Genomic DNA, 17,100 nt, shown 5'->3' with positions numbered 1-17,100 from the left:
CGCAGAATCAGGAAATATCAGAACCGCTCAATCGACCGCGAATTGGTTTCGCGCACCACTTCTTTCGGCTTATAAGCGCAATACCCCGGCCGCGGGCCGATTTTCGGGTGATTGCGGCAGGTATCCGGGCGCTTTTCATAAATAGTGCACAGACGGCTCTTACGATCCAGGTACAGGCAATCGTTGTTGCTCATGCGCTGGAGGGTGAAGATCTCGGACTTCTGGTTATAGCGCTCGACGATCCCTTCCTTTTGCAGGCGCTTGGCGATGTTCTTTGGCGGGTCGCCGCGTTCGAATTCATCGACGATGCCGATGCGGATCAGGTCCTTGATCTTGACCTCGACCGGCAGGGTGCAACAGCTCGATAGGCAGGAGCCGCACATTGGGGCAGAGTACTTGGCCCAGGTATCGAGTCGGTCGATCTCCGCGGCGGCGATCAGGTTGGGCTTCATCATCGGTTGTTACCAGCGTGTGCATCAGGGCGCGCGATCATACCGGGACTGGTGGATTTTTGAACAACCTTTCGCCAGTTTTTTTTCGCAGGCACCCGGCAACACCACTAATCCGGCACGGCCCCTGCATTGATTCGGGTACACGACAATGTATTGCCGGCTTGACGCGCATTAACAGGAAAAACCGCCGAACCAGAGTCTATACCGTCTGTCAGACCGTCTAGTCTCAGACAACTCCAAGCTCGCTCGAGGTCCTATCGATGACTCAAGAACCACTTGTTCGCGAAGCAGAGGTGGCCGCATTCCGCGACGCCGTCTTGACCAAACTCACCTACGCGGTGGGCAAAGACCCGGATCACGCCTTCGACCATGACTGGTTCGAAGCCATCGCCCTGGCCGCGCGTGATCACATGGTCGAGCACTGGATGGACCACACTCGGCAGATCTACCGCAAGGGACAGAAGCGGGTTTATTACCTCTCCCTGGAATTTCTAATCGGCCGCCTGCTCTACGACAGCCTGAGCAATCTGGGCCTGCTCGACGTGGCGCGCGAAGCCCTGACCGAACTCGGCGTCGACCTTGAACGCATCCGCTTGCTGGAGCCCGATGCCGCATTGGGTAATGGCGGTCTCGGGCGACTGGCGGCGTGCTTCATGGAAAGCATGTCGACCCTGGGTATCGCCGGTCACGGCTACGGCATTCGTTACGAGCACGGCTTGTTCCGTCAGGCCGTCGTCGACGGCTGGCAACAGGAGCAGACCGAGCACTGGCTGGATTTCGGTAACCCCTGGGAGTTCGAGCGGCCGGAAGTGGTTTACCCGATCGGCTTTGGTGGCAGTGTCGAGACCGTGACCGATGAAGCCGGCAAGTCCAAGCAGGTCTGGCACCCGGCGGAAACCGTACGGGCCATTGCCTACGACACGCCGGTGGTCGGTTGGCGCGGGGCGAGTGTGAACACCTTGCGATTGTGGCGCGCACGGGCCATGGAAGATTTGCACCTGGAACGCTTCAATGCCGGTGATCACTTGGGGGCGGTAGCAGAGGTGGCCCGGGCTGAATCTATCTCGCGGGTACTCTACCCGGCAGACAGCACCGAGGCCGGCCAGGAACTGCGGCTGCGCCAGGAATATTTCTTCGTCGCCGCGTCGCTGCAGGATTTGCTGCGTCGCCATCGCAACATGCACACCTCGGTGCTGACCCTGGGCGATCATGCGGCGATTCAGCTCAACGACACCCACCCCTCGATTGCCGTGGCCGAGTTGATGCGCCAACTGGTCGATGTCTACGACGTGGCATGGGATGCGGCTTGGCAGGTCACGGTCGACACGCTTTCCTACACCAACCACACCTTGCTGCCCGAGGCGCTGGAAACCTGGCCGGTGGGCTTGATGGAGCGCATGCTGCCAAGGCACATGCAGATCATTTACCTGATCAACGCGCAGCACATCGACTCGCTGCGGGCCAAAGGCATCCACGATTTCGATGTGCTGCGCGCGGTGTCGTTGATCGAAGAAGACAACGGCCGCCGCGTGCGTATGGGCAACCTGGCGTTCCTCGGCTCCCACAGTGTCAACGGCGTATCCGGATTGCACACGCAATTGATGCGCAAGACCGTGTTCTCCGAGTTGCACAAGCTCTATCCGCAACGGATCAACAACAAGACCAACGGCATCACGTTCCGCCGCTGGCTGTACCAGGCCAACCCGGAACTGACCTCGATGCTGGTCGATGCTCTTGGCCCGGACCTGCTGGACAAGCCCGAGGAGCGCTTGCTCGACCTGCAGCCGTTCGCCGACAAGCCGGCGTTCCGCAAGGCCTTCGCTGAACAGCGCCTGCACAGCAAAAAAGCCCTGGCCTACCTGATTCATGAGCGATTGGGGGTGGCGGTCAACCCGGCGGCGATGTTCGACGTGCAGGTCAAGAGGATCCACGAATACAAGCGCCAACTGCTCAACCTGATGCACACCGTGGCGTTGTACCAGGCGATTCGTGCGGAACCTGAAATCGACTGGGTGCCACGGGTGAAGATCTTCGCCGGCAAGGCGGCGGCCAGTTATCACCAGGCCAAGCTGATCATCAAGCTGACCAACGACATCGCCCGGGTGGTGAACAACGACCCGACCGTACGCGGGTTGCTGAAAGTCGTGTTCCTGCCCAACTACAACGTCAGCCTGGCGGAGAGCATCATTCCGGCAGCGGATCTGTCCGAGCAGATCTCCACCGCCGGCTTTGAAGCCTCGGGCACCAGCAACATGAAATTCGGCCTCAACGGTGCATTGACCATCGGCACGCTGGACGGTGCCAACGTGGAGATGTCCGAGCGCATCGGCGTGGAGAACATGTTCATCTTTGGTCTCAGCGCCCAGCAGGTTGAAGCGCGCAAGCTGAATCACGAGTTCAGCGCAGTACCGGACATTGCCGCGTCCCATCGACTCAATGACGTACTGCAAGCCATTCGCGGCGGGGTGTTCTCGCCGGATGATCCGTCTCGTTACACAGGGCTGATCGATTCGTTGGTGGACTACGACCGCTTCCTGGTTTGCGCCGATTTCGATTCGTACTGGAATGCGCAAATGCGCGTCGAAGCCCATTGGCACGATTCCGAGGAATGGTGGCGCTCGGCGGTGTTGAATACCTCGCGGATGGGCTGGTTTTCGTCTGACCGGACGATTCGCGAGTACGCCACGGAAATCTGGAAGGCGTTGGAGTAACGCTTCCAGCGGTTCGATATACTGGCGGCCGCAAAGATCGCAGCTTCCGGCAGCGCCTACAGGTAGGCGCTGCCGGGGCTGCGATCTTTTTTGGAGCTGGCTGCGCTAATCTTTCTGGATTGCGCTTAGGGATATCGACCATGCAATGGATGTTCATGCTTGTGGGCCTGGTGCTGGGCTGGACACTCGACGAGTCGTTCAGCGATGCGTTGCTGGGCGCGCTGCTCGGGCTGGGAGTCGGGCAGGCTGTTCGCATCGGCAGGCTGGGATCACAGGCCGATGAGCAGCGCCGTCTGCTTGAACAGGCGCAGCTTGCGCTGCAAACAGTCGAGCAACGCTTGGCCATGCTGGAACAGGCTGGAGTGAAGCCGCCTGAAGCCCGCGAAGTCGGTCCAGTTCCTGACATCGTTGTCGCGCAAACCCCTGCCGAAATCCCGGAACTGATCTGGGAGCTGCCGCCCGAACTTGAACCGGTCGCGGCAGCACAGCCCTTCGACGCCTGGAAATCAACGCCCGCCAAACCCTCTGAATCGAACCTCGTCGAGCGCGCCGTCAACGCGGCACGCGCGTGGCTGTTGGGCGGTAATGCCGTACTGCGGGTTGGTGTGCTGCTGTTGTTCCTTGGCCTGGCCTTCCTGCTGCGTTACGCCACCGAGGGCATGGTGGTTCCGATCGAGTTGCGCTACGCCAGCGTCGCGGCGGCGGCGTTGGGTCTGCTCGGCCTCGGCTGGTGGCTGCGAACACGTAACAGCGATTACGCCTTGATACTGCAAGGCGCCGGTATCGCCGTGTTGTACCTGACGGTATTTGCCGCCATGCGCCTGCATCCGTTGCTCGATCCCTCGGCGGCGTTTGGCCTGTTGGTGGCGGTGACGGTATTTTCGGCGATTCTCGCCATTTCCCAGGATGCACTGGGCCTGGCTGCCGCCGCAGCGCTGGGCGGATTCGCCGCGCCCCTGCTGGCGTCCACGGGGGCCGGCAGCCACGTCGCGCTGTTCAGCTACTTCGCCTTGCTCAATGCTGGCATCTTCGTCATCGCCTGGTTCAAGGCCTGGCGCTTGCTGAATGTCATCGGCTTTACCGGCACCTTCGGTATCGGGGTCGCCTGGGGCTTGCGCTCTTACACGCCGGATTTGCTGTGGAGCACCGAGCCGTTCCTGGTTCTGTTTTTCGTGATGTACCTGGCCATCGGCTTGTTGTTCGCCCGGCGTAAATTGCTGCAAACGAGCGAAGCACCCCAGGACGACAGCCGTGAGGCGTTGTTGCGCTGGTCCGCGCGAAAGGGTGACTACGTCGACGGCACGCTGCTGTTCGGACCGCCGCTGGTTGGCTTCGGGCTGCAGTTCGCCCTGGTTCAGCACCTGGAATTCGCTGCCGCATTCAGTGCGTTGGCCTTGGGCGTGATTTATCTGGGCCTGGCACGACTGCTGATGCATGGCCGTGCGTTGTTGCTGGGGGAAACCTGTCTGGCCTTGGGCGTAATCTTCACCAGCCTGGCGATTCCGTTGGGGCTCGATGCGCGCTGGACGAGCGCCGCGTGGGCCGTGGAAGGTGCAGGGATCTGCTGGCTCGGCCTACGTCAGCAACGGCCAGTGGCCCGGGCCTTTGCCTTGCTGCTGCAACTGGGTGCGGCGCTGGCATTTCTCAGCGAGTTGCGTGGCGCGCAAAACAGCCTGATCAGCGGCGTTCCGCTGGGTGCGTTGCTACTGGGCGGCGCACTGCTGTTCAGTTTCTATCAGTTGCGTAATGCGCCGCCCGGGCAAATAAAGCCTTGGGAGCGCCAGGGATTGCCGGTGCTCGCCTGTCTCGGCCTTGGGTTCCTGTATCTGCTGGCACCGCTGTTCTTCTTGATCCCTGGCACGACGATGAGTTGGGCATTGGCCGGATTAGCGACCTTGTTGGTGGGACTGCGCCTGCCATCGCGCACGTTCCTGGTCACCGCCTGTGCCGTGCAGTTGCTGGCGGGTGCGATGTTCCTGGTGGCCGGGTCACCCTCGGCTGAAGCGCTGCGGCCATTGGCCCATGGTGGATTCTGGGCGCCGCTGGTGTTGGGACTGTCTGCTTTGGTCGGCTCCTGGCGATTGCATCTCGGCAACGCCACTGTGGCGCTCGATGGATTGAATTTGCCGCGTTTGTCTCAGGCATGGCTGGCGTGGGGCGCGGCTTGGTGGACACTGGCCTGGCTCGGTGAAGTGCTGCGCTTTGCGCCATTGCCGCTGCAAGCGACATGGCTGCTGGCTGTCGCGACCGCGAGCGTTGCGTTGTGGACGGTGTTGGCACTGCGTCTGAAATGGCCGTCGCTCGGGCTTCTCTGCACCTCGCTGACACCCGCTGCTGCGCTAGTGCTGCTGGCGGCCTGGCACTCGCGGTATCACCCGGCGGCCCATTTCGGTTGGCTGGTGTGGACGGCGGTGTTCGTGGTGCATTTCATTTCTCTGCGCCGTCTGGCGCCGCTGCTGCCAGCGCTCGCGCTGGGTGCCGCGCATGTTTTCGGTTGCTGGCTGCTGATCGGTGTGCTGGCCCTGGAGTTGCGTTACGGCCTGTTGCTGTTGTCCGAGCAGTACAACGCCTGGCGCTGGTTGGGTTGGGCGATTCTGCCGGGCCTATATCTGGTGCTGATGGCGTCCCCGCGCGCCTGGCCTTGGCCGGTATTGGCCTATCCGCGTGAATACCGCTTGTATGCCGCCGCGCCATTGGCGGTGCTGATGCTCGGCTGGTTCTGGCTGGCTAATGGCATCAGTGACGGCAACGCCGAGCCTCTGCCTTACGTGCCGCTGATCAACCCGCTGGAATTGGGTTTGTTGTTTGCGTTGTTCGGCGTTTATGTGTGGTCGCGTAGCGCCGTGACGCAACTTGCGATCCGCAAGGACTACGCCGCAAACGCTTCGCAAGTGGTTACTGGTGTCTCGCTGTTCGCCTTTTTCACCGCACTGGTGATGCGCGCGGCTCACCATTGGGGCGATGTGCCGTTCGAGCTCGATGCGTTGCTCGAATCGATGCTGGTCCAGGCCGGCCTGTCCATCGTCTGGACCTTGATGGCCCTGGGTTTGATGATCGGTGGCCATTTGCGCCATCGCCGCGAAGTCTGGTTGATCGGTGCGGCACTGATCGGCGTGGTGGTGGCGAAACTGTTCTTCGTGGAACTGAGCAACCGTGGCGGGCTGGCGCGGATCGTGTCGTTTATCGGCGTTGGCGTGTTGCTGCTGGTGGTGGGCTATTTCGCCCCGTTGCCACCCAGGCGCGTCGAAACTATGGCACAGGCCGAGAAACCGGCGCCGCCTACCGAAGGAGTGTCGTCTTGAGTCAGAAGCTGAACCTGGTCTGGTTGGGGCTCGTTGCAATGGGCATGGCAATTACTGTCTCTGCCCAGGAAGCACCGGCGGACTTCGCCACGCATGTGCCATTGTCCGTGAGTGGCGAAGGTCCATGGTATCGCCTGGAGCTGCCCCTGGCCGTGCAACTGAGCGCACGCCAGGCCGACCTCAGCGATGTGCGCGTATTCAACGCCGCGGGCGAACCGCAAGCCTATGCCCTGTCACAGGGATCCACGCAAGCGGACGACAACCGCACGCTGACTGACGTCAAATGGTTCCCGCTCTACGACTCGGCGGACGCCACCGGGCATGCGCCGAGCGTGCGGGTGCAATCGAGCGCCAATGGCACCCTGGTCCAGGTGCAGCCTTCCACTGAGCTGGAGGTGGGCGAAGAAGCGTTACGTGGCTGGCTGTTGGATGCCAGCGCCATCAAGGCGCCGTTGCAACAGCTGATTCTTGACTGGACCAGTGAGCGTGATGGCTTCCAGCGGTTCAGCATCGAGGCCAGCGACGATTTGCAGCATTGGCAATCCTGGGGCGAGGGGCAACTGGCGCGACTGACGTTTGCCGATGAGCGGGTCGAGCAGCATGAGGTCAGCCTGCCGGGGCAGTCGGCACGCTATCTGCGTTTGCTGTGGGACACGCCGCAATCGGCGCCGATCCTGACCTCGGCGCAATTGCAAAGCGTGCGCAGCCTGCCGCTGCCGTTGGTCTGGTCCCACGCATTGGCCGGCAGCAGCCCGAAGGCGGGTGAGTACACCTGGCAGCTGCCGAGGTTGCTGAACGTCGAGCGTTTGCAGATCGAGTTGAGTCAGGCCAACAGCCTGGCGCCGGTCATCCTGTCCGGTCGTCGCGACAGCAGCTTGCCTTGGCAACCGTTGAGCAGTGGCTTGCTCTATCGCTTGAACCAGAATGGCGAGGACGTGGTGCAGAACGAATTGCAGTTGCCGGGGCAGGCCGTGCAGCAGTTGAAACTGACGGTGGATGAGCGCGGCGGTGGCCTGGGCGCAGAGGCGCCAACGGTGAAGTTCGCCGTGCGTGCGACGCAATTGGTGTTTCTGGCGCGCGGAGCCGGGCCCTATACGCTGGCACTGGGTAATGCGACGGTCAAGGCGGCGAGTCTGCCGTTGTCGACATTGATTCCCGATTACGTCCCGGCGAAGCTGGCGACATTGGGCCAGGCGTCGGTTGATGGTGGGGAACAGGTTGCCCCGATGGAGTCCACCGTGTCGGTATCGGGAGGCACCAACTGGAAGAAATTCGGCTTGTGGGCGGTACTGCTGCTCAGTGTTTTGTTTCTGGCGGCGATGGCGTTCAGTCTGCTGCGCCAGCCGCCAGCCGATACCTGAGAATGCGGTCGATCAGTCGATTAAATGCCGATATGACCACTGCTTTTCGAACTACGCTGAACCCCGCGCATGAACTCTCTTCGGCCGATCACGTCTGATAGGAGGAAATGCGCCCCGACTCGCGTTAAACTGCGCGGGTTTTTAGTCCCCCATTCCACCGGAGCCTTCCATGTCCCGCGTTACCTTGAGTCGCTATTTGATTGAGCAGACCCGCAGCAACAACACTCCTGCCGATCTGCGCTTCCTGATCGAAGTGGTGGCGCGTGCCTGCAAGGAGATCAACCACGCCGTATCCAAAGGCGCCCTGGGTGGCGTTCTGGGCAGCATGGGCACTGAAAACGTCCAGGGCGAAGTGCAGAAGAAACTCGACGTGATCTCCAACGAGATCCTGCTCGAAGCCAACGAATGGGGCGGCCACCTGGCCGGCATGGCGTCCGAAGAAATGGACAATGCCTACCAGATCCCGGGCAAATACCCGAAAGGTGCGTACCTGTTGGTATTCGATCCGCTGGACGGTTCCTCGAACATCGACATCAACGCCCCGGTCGGCACCATTTTCTCGGTACTGCGTTGCCCGAACGAATACCTGAGCCAGAACGAGCCTTTGAACGAAAAGGCCTTCCTGCAGCCAGGTACCCAGCAAGTGGCCGCCGGTTATGCGATCTACGGTCCACAGACCATGTTGATCCTGACCCTGGGCGACGGCGTTAAAGGTTTCACCCTGGACCGTGAAATGGGCAGTTTCGTACTGACCCACGAAAACATCACCATTCCTGAAGCCACCCAGGAATTTGCCATCAACGCGTCCAACCAGCGTCACTGGGAAGCCCCGGTACAGCGCTACGTCGGCGAATTGCTGGCAGGCGATGAAGGCCCGCTGAAAAAGAACTACAACATGCGTTGGGTTGCCGCGATGGTCGCCGATGTGCACCGCATCCTGACCCGTGGTGGCTTGTTCATGTACCCACGCGACAGCCGCGAGCCGTCGAAGCCGGGCAAACTGCGCCTGATGTATGAAGCCAACCCGATGTCGTTCCTGGTGGAACAGGCGGGCGGCGCCTCCACCGACGGCCACCAGCGCATTCTCGACATCCAGCCTGAAGGCCTGCACCAGCGCGTAGCGGTGTTCCTCGGCTCGAAAGAAGAAGTCGCACGCGTGACGGCTTACCACAAGGAATAAACCATGGACGCGCCTTGGCAGCCGTTGCTCGATTGGTGGTTCGGTACAGCCGAAACAGCCAGGGCAATCGCGGCTGACCGGGGCAAGTTGTGGTTCGGCAAGCGTGACAGCCAGGACCTCGAGGCGCGAGAGCGTTTCGGGGACCAGGTCGAGCAGGCACTGACCGGCGGATTGACCGAGTGGATGCAACGTCCCGAAGGTTGGCTGGCACTGGTGCTGTTACTCGATCAACTCCCGCGCATGATCTTTCGCGACACCCCCAAAGCCTTTTCCGGTGACTTGCGTGCCCAGAAGCTGGTCGCCCAGGGCATTGCCGCGGATTTCGATAGGCAACTATCCCCGATCCAGCAAGTGTTCATCTACCTGGTGTTCGAGCACAGCGAGAACCTCGCGGTGCAGAACGAAGGCGTCTCGCGTTACATCGAGCTGGTGGCGCAACAACCGGAGACTGATCGGCCGTTGTTTGCCGATTACCTGGATTTTGCCGAGCGGCATCAGAAAGTGATCGCGCAGTTTGGACGGTTTCCGCATCGCAATGCGGTGTTGGGGCGCGAGAGTACGGCTGAGGAATTGGTGTTTCTATGCAAACCCGGGTCGCGCTTTTAAGCGCTGCCTAAGGATTGCCTTGAAGCAACCGCTTCATCAGTAATGCTGGCAGGCTTTTTCGCGTATCGGCAATGATATGGACGAAGACTGTCTGTTCACGAACCTCATAAATGACTCTGTTCATTCCTGAAAGGATCTGTCGATACTGGCTGAGGTTCAGCTTTTCGATTTCTTCCGGTATGGACCCTGTATAGGGCTGCTCCCCCAAATGGCGGATGGCCGCCTTCAGGCTGGAGTAAGTGCTTTGCCAGGTTTGGTTTGAGAAATTTTTAATGAGACAGGAGCGAAGTTCTTTCAAGTCTGTTTCTGCGGACTGAAGAATGACGACCTTTGAACTCATGGGTGGTCAGCCCTGTCCATGTCAGCGAAAACATCCTCGGCATCGCGAAACTTGCCTTCCTCAATTTCACGATTGCCCATGGCAAGAAGCTTTAACAGAGCCATTGTATCTTCCAGCTCTTCAAAGCTTTTTACGTCCATGACCACAAGCTTCGCTTCACCGTTTTGAGTAATTACCAATGGCTCGCGGCTTTCTGTGAGTGTTTTGACGATTTCCGCGGTATGACTTTTCAAATAGCTGATTGGCTTGATTTGGGATGAAAGCTTCATGGCGGGGCTCCCGTCCGAATGAGTAAGACCGAGTTTAGTCTTTATTCAGTCTTATGTCAGTGTGGGCTGACCGATGATTCATCAGCGTTACGGATGCGGTCATCGCCAGCAGGCTCCTACAAGGATCTATGCGCGCCGCAGATCACTGTAGGAGCTGGCTTGCCAGCGAAGGGGCCGGTGAGAGCGCCTTAGATCCTGAAACTACCCACCAACTGCTTCAACCGCGCCGCCTGCTGCTCAAGATCGGCACACGCGCGCAAGGTCGACTGCAGGTTTTCCACGCCTTCCTGGTTCAACGTGTTGATCTCGGTGATGTCGACGTTGATCGATTCCACCACGGCCGTTTGTTCTTCCGTCGCCGTCGCCACGGACTGGTTCATGCCGTCGATTTCGCCGATGCGCTGGGTCACGCTGCCCAGGCGCTCGCCGGCCTGGTTGGCGATACCGACGCTGCTTTCGCTCTGGCGCTGGCTGTCGGTCATGATGGTGACCGCCTCCCGGGCGCCGACTTGCAGCTCCTCGATCATCTTCTGCACTTGCTGCGCCGAGTCCTGGGTGCGGTGGGCGAGGTTGCGCACTTCGTCGGCAACCACCGCAAAACCACGACCGGCTTCACCGGCCCGTGCGGCCTCGATCGCCGCATTGAGCGCCAGCAGGTTGGTCTGCTGGGAGATACTGGTGATTACCTCCAGGATCTGCCCGATGTTGACGGTGTTGCTGTTGAGTGTCTCGATGTTGCCGCACGAGTCGCTGATCTTTGCCGACAGCTGGTGCATTGCCGAAATGGTTTTATCCACAACCTGCTGACCTTCTTCGGCCAGCGTGCGCGCATCGCTCGAATGCTGCGACGCGAGGGCGGCGTTCTGGGCGATTTCCTGGGCGGCGGCACCGAGTTGGTTGATCGCCGCGGCCACACTGCTGGTGCGCGAGGCTTGCTGGTCGGAATTGAACATCGACGAGTTGGACGCGGCGACAACGCGCAGGGCTACTTCGTTGACCTGGCCCGTGGCCGAGGACACTTCGCTGATCGACGTGTGAATGCGTTCGACGAAACGGTTGAACGACAGCCCCAGTGCGCCGAACTCGTCATGGCCGTGGATGGTCAGGCGTTTGGTCAGGTCACCTTCGCCTTCGGCGATGTCGTGCATGGCTCGGCCCATGGTCAGCAGCGGCTGCATCAGGAAGCTGATCAACATGCCCAGCAACGTGATGATGATCACCACTGCAATCACCATGGCAATGATCGCCGAGGTGCGGAATTCGCTCAGCATCGAGAACGCGGTGTCTTGATCCAGCACCAGTGCAACGTACCAGTCTGCGGACGGCACGCCGTTGACGTGGGTGAAGGAGATGAACTGGTTTTTGCCGTCGATCTCGACTTCTTTCATGCCCGGGCTGACTTTCGGCGCGCCATTGGGGTAAGCGTCGGTCAGGTTTTTCAGCACCCATTTGCTGTCCGGGTGAATCAGGATCTTGCCGTCGGCGCCCACGATAAAGGCGTGGCCGTGGCCGCCGAAGTTCAGCGAGTTGATGATCGCACTGACGCTGGACAGGTCGATGTCAGCGCCGGCAACACCAATCATCTGGCCCTGGCGTTGAACCGGTGTGGCAACGGTGATCACCAGTTTGCCGGAGGAGGCGGCGATGTACGGTTCGGTGACGACGGTCTGTTGCGCGCTGTTGGCAGCCTTGTACCAACCGCGGGCACGGGGGTCGTAATCTGAAGCACGATTGCCCGCCGGGACCGAGAACATCACGCCATCGGCGCCACCGAAGTAACTCAGCTGGAAATTCCCGGTGTAGGCGGGCAGGTCGATGATCCGCTTCAGGCTGGCAGGGGCATTGCCGTCGGCGCTGACTTGCTGGGCCATTGACTGCAGCAACTGCATGCGGCTTTCCAGCCAGGTCTGGATGTTGCTGGTGGTCAGGCTGCCAAGCTCCTGCATCGAGGCTTCGGTGCTGCTACGCAAGGTCTGACGCTGGCGATAGTCGTTGAACAGGATGAAACAAGCGAATGCGACGGCCACCACGAGTGCGGCAGCCAACAGGATCTTGTGGCTGAATTTCATGTTTCTGGTCATTGGATGAGCTACCGCAGGAGATCGGGTCAACAAAAGGGGAGGCAAGTGCCACGGACGTGGCATTGCGTTGCATGTATGTCGACTGGACGGCGCCAAAGATTAGGCGCTTTGTGCAAAAAACGACGAAATACCCGATAGCCGAACAAGGTGCTTGATAATTTGCGCACAGGTAGACGAGCGGCCTGACAAATAGCCTGTCGGGCAGGGAACCAGACAGGGGTTTTCTCTTCTAAGGTTCAGCTTGGCAGTCATGCCAATCCCTTCGTCCGTGGAGTTTTACATGTCGCTGCGATCCATCGCCCTGCTGTCGTTTTGCGTGTTGTTGGCTGCGTGCAGCAAGGTCAACCAGGAAAACTACTCGAAGCTGTCGTCAGGAATGGCCAAGGCCGAGGTTGAGTCTCTGTTGGGCAAACCCGCCGATTGCTCAGGCGCGCTCGGCATGTCCAGTTGCACATGGGGCGACAAGAATAGCTTTATCAGCGTGCAGTTCGCCGGTGACAAAGTGTTGATGTTTTCCGGCCAAGGCCTGAAGTAAACCGGGGCCACGCGCCCACGGGAGAAAAACAATGAAGCGGTTATTGATCATGCTTTTTGCCGGCCTGGTATTGGCCGGCTGTGCCAGTTCTGGCCAGGATCCGTTGGCGCCCAAGACCGTCAACAGTGTCAATCTCAAGCGCTATCAAGGTACCTGGTACGAGTTGGCGCGCTTGCCGATGTATTTCCAGCGCGACTGCGCGCAATCCGAAGCCCATTACACGCTCAAGCCGGACGGTAACGTCGCGGTGTTGAATCGCTGCCTGACGGCGCAGTGGCAATGGGAAGAGGTCAAGGGCACGGCGTATCCGCAAGTGCCAGGCAAGAGCGACAAATTGTGGGTCGAATTCGATACCTGGTTTTCCAGGCTGATTCCAGGTGTGGCGAAGGGCGAATACTGGGTGTTGTACGTCAGCGATGATTACAAGACAGCCATCGTTGGCGATCCGAGCCGTCGTTACCTGTGGCTGTTGTCGCGCACCCCTACCGTCAATGGCGTAGTGCGTGAAGAATTGCTGAGCAAGGCGCGTCAGCAGGGGTATGACACCACGCGGCTGATCTGGCGGGCGTCGGATACGCAGATGGCCAAGACCTCGAACTAACGACTAGCGCATAACCAATGTGGGAGCGGGCTTGCTCGCGAAAGCGGTGTATCAGTCAACAAATCTATTGACTGACACGCCCTCTTCGCGAGCAAGCCCGCTCCCACATTGTGTTTTGGGTCAGCCCAGGAGTTCGCGCAGGACCTGCGTGAAGGCGCGATTGCTTTCCTCTTCCCCGGCATGCCGCCCGTCACGCACGACCCACTGGCCATTGACCAGCACATCGCGCACCTGACGATCGCCACCGGCGAACAACCAACGATTGAGAATCCCGTCACCACTGGCGGTCGCCAGGTACGGATCGTTGCCGTCCAGCACCAGCCAATCGGCACGCTTGCCAACTTCCAGTGCGCCGATCGGTTGCCCCAGGGCCTGGGCGCCGCCGTCCAGCGCCGCGTCAAACAGCGTGCGGCCGACCATCGGCTGGTCCGCGCCATACAGGCGATTGCGCCGTTGATCACGCAGACGCTGGCCGTATTCCAGCCAGCGCAACTCTTCCACCACGCTCAGTGATACATGGCTGTCGGAGCCGATGCCCATGCGCCCGCCCTGGGCGAGGAAGTCCACGGCCGGGAAAATCCCGTCGCCCAGGTTGGCCTCGGTGGTCAGGCACAAACCGGCGATGGCGCGGCTCTTGGCCATCGACGTGACTTCTTCCGGGTTGGCGTGGGTGGCGTGGACCAGGCACCAGCGTTGGTCGACGTCGACATTTTCGTACAGCCATTGCAGCGGGCGACGACCGCTCCAGCTCAGGCAGTCGTCCACTTCCTTCTGCTGTTCGGCAATGTGGATGTGCACGGGGCATTGCTTGTCGCTGGCCGCCAGCACCTCACTGATCTGTTGCGGCGTGACCGCGCGCAAAGAGTGGAAACACAAACCCAGGGACTGCGCCGGTTGCTGCGCCAGTATCGGCTGCAGGCGCGATTGCAGCTTGAGGTAGTTTTCAGTGCTGTTGATAAAACGGCGTTGACCGTCGTTCGGCGTTTGACCGCCGAAACCGGCGTGGCTGTAGAGCACCGGCAACAGGGTCAAGCCGATACCCGCGGAACTCGCTGCCTGGCTGATACGCAGGGCCAGTTCGGCTGGATCTGCGTAAGGCTGGCCAGTGGTGTCGTGATGCACATAATGAAATTCCGCAACCGAGGTGTAGCCGGCCTTGAGCATTTCGATGTACAGCTGACGGGCGATGACGCCCAGTTGCTCCGGACTGATTTTTCCGACGAGGCGATACATCAAATCGCGCCAGGTCCAGAAACTGTCGTTCGGGTTGCCCGCCACTTCGGCCAGCCCGGCCATGGCCCGCTGGAACGCGTGGGAGTGCAGGTTCGGCATGCCCGGCAGCAGTGGACCGCTCAACCGTTCGGCGCCATCTGCATGGGAATCGGCCTGGATATGAGTCAAGACGCCGTCGGCGTTGACCTCAAGACGTACATTGTTGGCCCATCCGTTAGGCAGCAGCGCGCGTTCGGCAAAGAAGGCGGACATGGTTCAGCACCCCATCGTGTGTTATTTGTATATACATATACAGACGTTTGCCTGCCCGGTAAACTCCGGCAAGCTAGCGATATTCACTTAACGACCAAGGAATAACCGTGCCGACTCCGCCTCCAGTCTCTCCGTTGGCCGCGAACATGGGCGACAGTCCGGCGCCCTTGTACGCCCGCGTCAAACAGATGATCACCCAGCAAATCGACAGTGGAAACTGGCCGCCGCATTACCGCGTTCCGTCGGAAAGCGAGCTGGTCAGCCAGCTGGGTTTCAGCCGCATGACCATCAACCGCGCCCTGCGCGAGATGACCGCCGACGGTCTGTTGGTGCGCATGCAAGGTGTCGGCACGTTCGTCGCCGAGCCAAAAAGCCAGTCCGCCCTGTTCGAAGTGCACAACATTGCCGACGAAATCGCCTCCCGTGGCCATCGCCACACCTGCAAGGTGATCACCCTTGAAGAAGAGGCCGCTGGCTCCGAGCGTGCCCTGGCGCTGGACATGCGCGAAGGCCAGAAAGTGTTCCACTCGCTGATCGTGCATTTCGAAAACGACATTCCGGTGCAAATCGAAGACCGTTTCGTCAACGCGCTGGTGGCGCCCGACTACCTCAAGCAGGACTTCACCCTGCAAACGCCGTACGCCTACCTGAACCAGGTCGCGCCGCTAACCGAAGGCGAGCACGTGGTGGAGGCGATCCTGGCCGAGCCGTCCGAATGCAAGTTGCTGCAGATTGAAAAAGGCGAGCCGTGCCTGCTGATCCGTCGCCGAACCTGGTCTGGCCGCCAGCCGGTGACCGCCGCTCGCTTGATCCACCCCGGTTCCCGTCATCGTCTGGAAGGTCGGTTCCATAAATAGAGAGCCATAAATGAGTGAGCTGAAAGTTTTACGCGCCAAGGATTACCCGCGCATGCCGTGGAAAAATGGCGGCGGCAGCACCGAAGAAATCACCCGCGATGCTGGCACCGGTCTGGATGGCTTTGGCTGGCGCCTGTCGATTGCCGACATCGGCGAGTCGGGTGGGTTTTCCACGTTTGCCGGTTACGAGCGAGTGATCACCGTTTTACAGGGCGACGGCATGACCCTGACAGTGGATGGCCAGGACGCTCGACCACTGTTACCGCTGGACCCGTTTGCCTTCAGTGGTGAAAGCCAGGTTTCCTGCACATTGCTGGGTGGGCCGATTCGCGATTTCAACCTGATCTATTCGCCGCAGCGTTACAGCGCGCGGTTGCAGTGGTTGTCGGGCGAGCAGCGGTTTTTCAGTTCGGCGGGCACGGTGCTGGTGTTCAGCATCAGCGATGCGCTGGAACTGAAGGTCGGTACCAGTGCTTCGCAACTCGGTCGTCATGATTGCCTGCAACTGGTCGGTAACATCGGGTTGCTGGAAGTCTCCAGCAATAGTGCCTGCTGCGTGATCGAACTGATCGCACGCTGATCCAAAACCCTTAAAAGATCGCAGCCTTAGGCAGCTCCTGCAGGATGTACCACATCCTAATGTAGGAGTTTCCGAAGGCTGCGATCTTTCGCTTTTAAACGTTCCCCATTGCGCACCACTTTGTTACCGAACGCCCCAGCGTGGCGCAAAACCACGCTCAAGTAACAAAACTCCCTCGCCACAAAAATCCTCCGGTAAATTTTCATCTGCGCCAGAACCCTTGTTCCAGGCGCCCTCCAGCCCTTTCAGGATTTTTCTTGAATGCCTATCCAAGAAGTTGGCCGCTTGATTGCATATGCTTGTATGTACAAGTAAAGACGTATGCGTATGAGTCACGAGGACTCGACCATCGTCCACTGATTCGCCGGTGTGCACTGATGCCCATTGGCTTGCTCGCCCACTGCCTGGGTTGGTTTTGGATTGATTGCTGAGGAGTTCTGTTCGTGACTAAATTTCGTGACGTTGAAATCCGCGCTGCCCGCGGTAACACGCTGACCGCCAAGAGCTGGCTGACCGAAGCGCCGCTGCGCATGCTGATGAACAACCTCGACCCTGAAGTCGCCGAGAACCCTAAGGAACTGGTGGTTTATGGCGGTATCGGTCGGGCGGCGCGTAACTGGGAGTGCTACGACAAGATCGTCGAGAGCCTGACCAACCTGAACGACGACGAGACCCTGCTGGTGCAATCCGGCAAGCCGGTCGGCGTGTTCAAGACCCACGCCAACGCCCCGCGCGTACTG

Annotated in this window: 14 protein-coding genes and 2 pseudogenes; 10 read left to right on the top strand and 6 right to left on the bottom strand. The window is 60.0% G+C overall.

What is annotated here, in order from left to right:
* Window positions 1-17: 17 nt before the first annotated feature.
* Window positions 18-455: a YkgJ family cysteine cluster protein gene (locus BKX96_RS28935; RefSeq protein WP_008058557.1), complete on the bottom strand. Its 438-nt coding sequence runs from the start codon at window positions 453-455 to the stop codon at window positions 18-20.
* A gap of 257 nt (window positions 456-712) precedes the next feature.
* On the opposite strand from BKX96_RS28935, the gene BKX96_RS28930 reads away from it, so the two are divergent.
* The 5 genes from BKX96_RS28930 (at window position 713) to BKX96_RS28910 (ending at window position 9,612) form a co-directional block, all read left to right on the top strand.
* The gene (locus BKX96_RS28930) at window positions 713-3,163 is read left to right on the top strand and encodes a glycogen/starch/alpha-glucan phosphorylase (RefSeq protein ID WP_077186138.1); all 2,451 of its coding nucleotides are present in this window, start codon (window positions 713-715) and stop codon (window positions 3,161-3,163) included.
* A gap of 140 nt (window positions 3,164-3,303) precedes the next feature.
* Entirely contained in the window at window positions 3,304-6,465 is a 3,162-nt protein-coding gene (locus BKX96_RS28925) for a DUF2339 domain-containing protein (protein WP_077186137.1), read from the top strand.
* A complete protein-coding gene (locus BKX96_RS28920) occupies window positions 6,462-7,826 on the top strand; it encodes a DUF3999 domain-containing protein (RefSeq protein ID WP_077186136.1) in 1,365 nt (454 codons plus the stop codon). Before BKX96_RS28925 ends, BKX96_RS28920 begins: the two co-directional genes overlap by 4 nt.
* Window positions 7,827-7,995: 169 nt before the next feature.
* A complete protein-coding gene (locus BKX96_RS28915) occupies window positions 7,996-9,006 on the top strand; it encodes a class 1 fructose-bisphosphatase (protein WP_015093094.1) in 1,011 nt (336 codons plus the stop codon).
* Window positions 9,007-9,009: 3 nt separating this feature from the next.
* Window positions 9,010-9,612, top strand: a complete 603-nt coding sequence (locus BKX96_RS28910; protein ID WP_077186135.1) for a DUF924 family protein — start codon at window positions 9,010-9,012, stop codon at window positions 9,610-9,612.
* A 7-nt stretch (window positions 9,613-9,619) separates the two neighbouring features.
* On the opposite strand, the gene BKX96_RS28905 is transcribed toward BKX96_RS28910, so the two are convergent.
* The 4 genes and pseudogenes from BKX96_RS28905 to BKX96_RS33655 all read right to left on the bottom strand — a co-directional run.
* Window positions 9,620-9,952, bottom strand: a complete 333-nt coding sequence (locus tag BKX96_RS28905; RefSeq protein ID WP_046815265.1) for a type II toxin-antitoxin system RelE/ParE family toxin — start codon at window positions 9,950-9,952, stop codon at window positions 9,620-9,622.
* Complete coding sequence (locus tag BKX96_RS28900) at window positions 9,949-10,221, bottom strand: type II toxin-antitoxin system Phd/YefM family antitoxin (protein ID WP_046815264.1); 273 nt, start codon at window positions 10,219-10,221, stop codon at window positions 9,949-9,951. The genes BKX96_RS28905 and BKX96_RS28900 overlap by 4 nt, the downstream gene beginning before the upstream one ends.
* 188 nt (window positions 10,222-10,409) lie before the next feature.
* Window positions 10,410-11,174 carry a methyl-accepting chemotaxis protein gene (locus BKX96_RS33660; protein ID WP_410454553.1) on the bottom strand — a complete coding sequence of 255 codons (765 nt, stop codon included), beginning with the start codon at window positions 11,172-11,174 and terminating at the stop codon, window positions 10,410-10,412.
* 93 nt (window positions 11,175-11,267) lie between these two features.
* Window positions 11,268-12,290, bottom strand: a pseudogene (locus BKX96_RS33655) (HAMP domain-containing protein); the annotation flags it as partial.
* Between the two features lie 292 nt (window positions 12,291-12,582).
* On the opposite strand from BKX96_RS33655, the gene BKX96_RS28890 reads away from it, so the two are divergent.
* Complete coding sequence (locus BKX96_RS28890) at window positions 12,583-12,837, top strand: lipoprotein (protein WP_046815262.1); 255 nt, start codon at window positions 12,583-12,585, stop codon at window positions 12,835-12,837.
* A gap of 31 nt (window positions 12,838-12,868) precedes the next feature.
* Complete coding sequence (locus BKX96_RS28885; protein WP_046815261.1) at window positions 12,869-13,438, top strand: lipocalin family protein; 570 nt, start codon at window positions 12,869-12,871, stop codon at window positions 13,436-13,438.
* A gap of 120 nt (window positions 13,439-13,558) precedes the next feature.
* Here the strand turns inward: BKX96_RS28885 and BKX96_RS28880 are convergent, their stop codons facing one another.
* Window positions 13,559-14,923 (bottom strand): formimidoylglutamate deiminase, encoded by a 1,365-nt coding sequence (locus BKX96_RS28880; RefSeq protein ID WP_077186133.1) that lies wholly within the window; start codon window positions 14,921-14,923, stop codon window positions 13,559-13,561.
* 146 nt (window positions 14,924-15,069) lie between these two features.
* Between BKX96_RS28880 and hutC the strand changes: the two genes are divergently transcribed.
* From hutC to BKX96_RS28865, 3 genes and pseudogenes are all read left to right on the top strand, one after another.
* The gene (gene hutC / locus BKX96_RS28875) at window positions 15,070-15,780 is read left to right on the top strand and encodes a histidine utilization transcriptional repressor HutC (RefSeq protein ID WP_162135916.1); all 711 of its coding nucleotides are present in this window, start codon (window positions 15,070-15,072) and stop codon (window positions 15,778-15,780) included.
* Between the two features lie 10 nt (window positions 15,781-15,790).
* Window positions 15,791-16,360, top strand: coding sequence for a HutD/Ves family protein (locus tag BKX96_RS28870; RefSeq protein ID WP_077186132.1), 570 nt, complete (start codon window positions 15,791-15,793; stop codon window positions 16,358-16,360).
* Window positions 16,361-16,797: 437 nt separating this feature from the next.
* Window positions 16,798-17,100, top strand: a pseudogene (locus BKX96_RS28865) (urocanate hydratase); the annotation flags it as partial.

The sequence above is a fragment of the Pseudomonas putida genome (assembly GCF_001976065.1).
Classification (GTDB): Bacteria; Pseudomonadota; Gammaproteobacteria; order Pseudomonadales; family Pseudomonadaceae; genus Aquipseudomonas; species Aquipseudomonas serbica.
The sequence above is the reverse complement of the archived record's forward strand: the minus strand, read 5'-3'. Positions and strand labels throughout refer to the sequence as shown.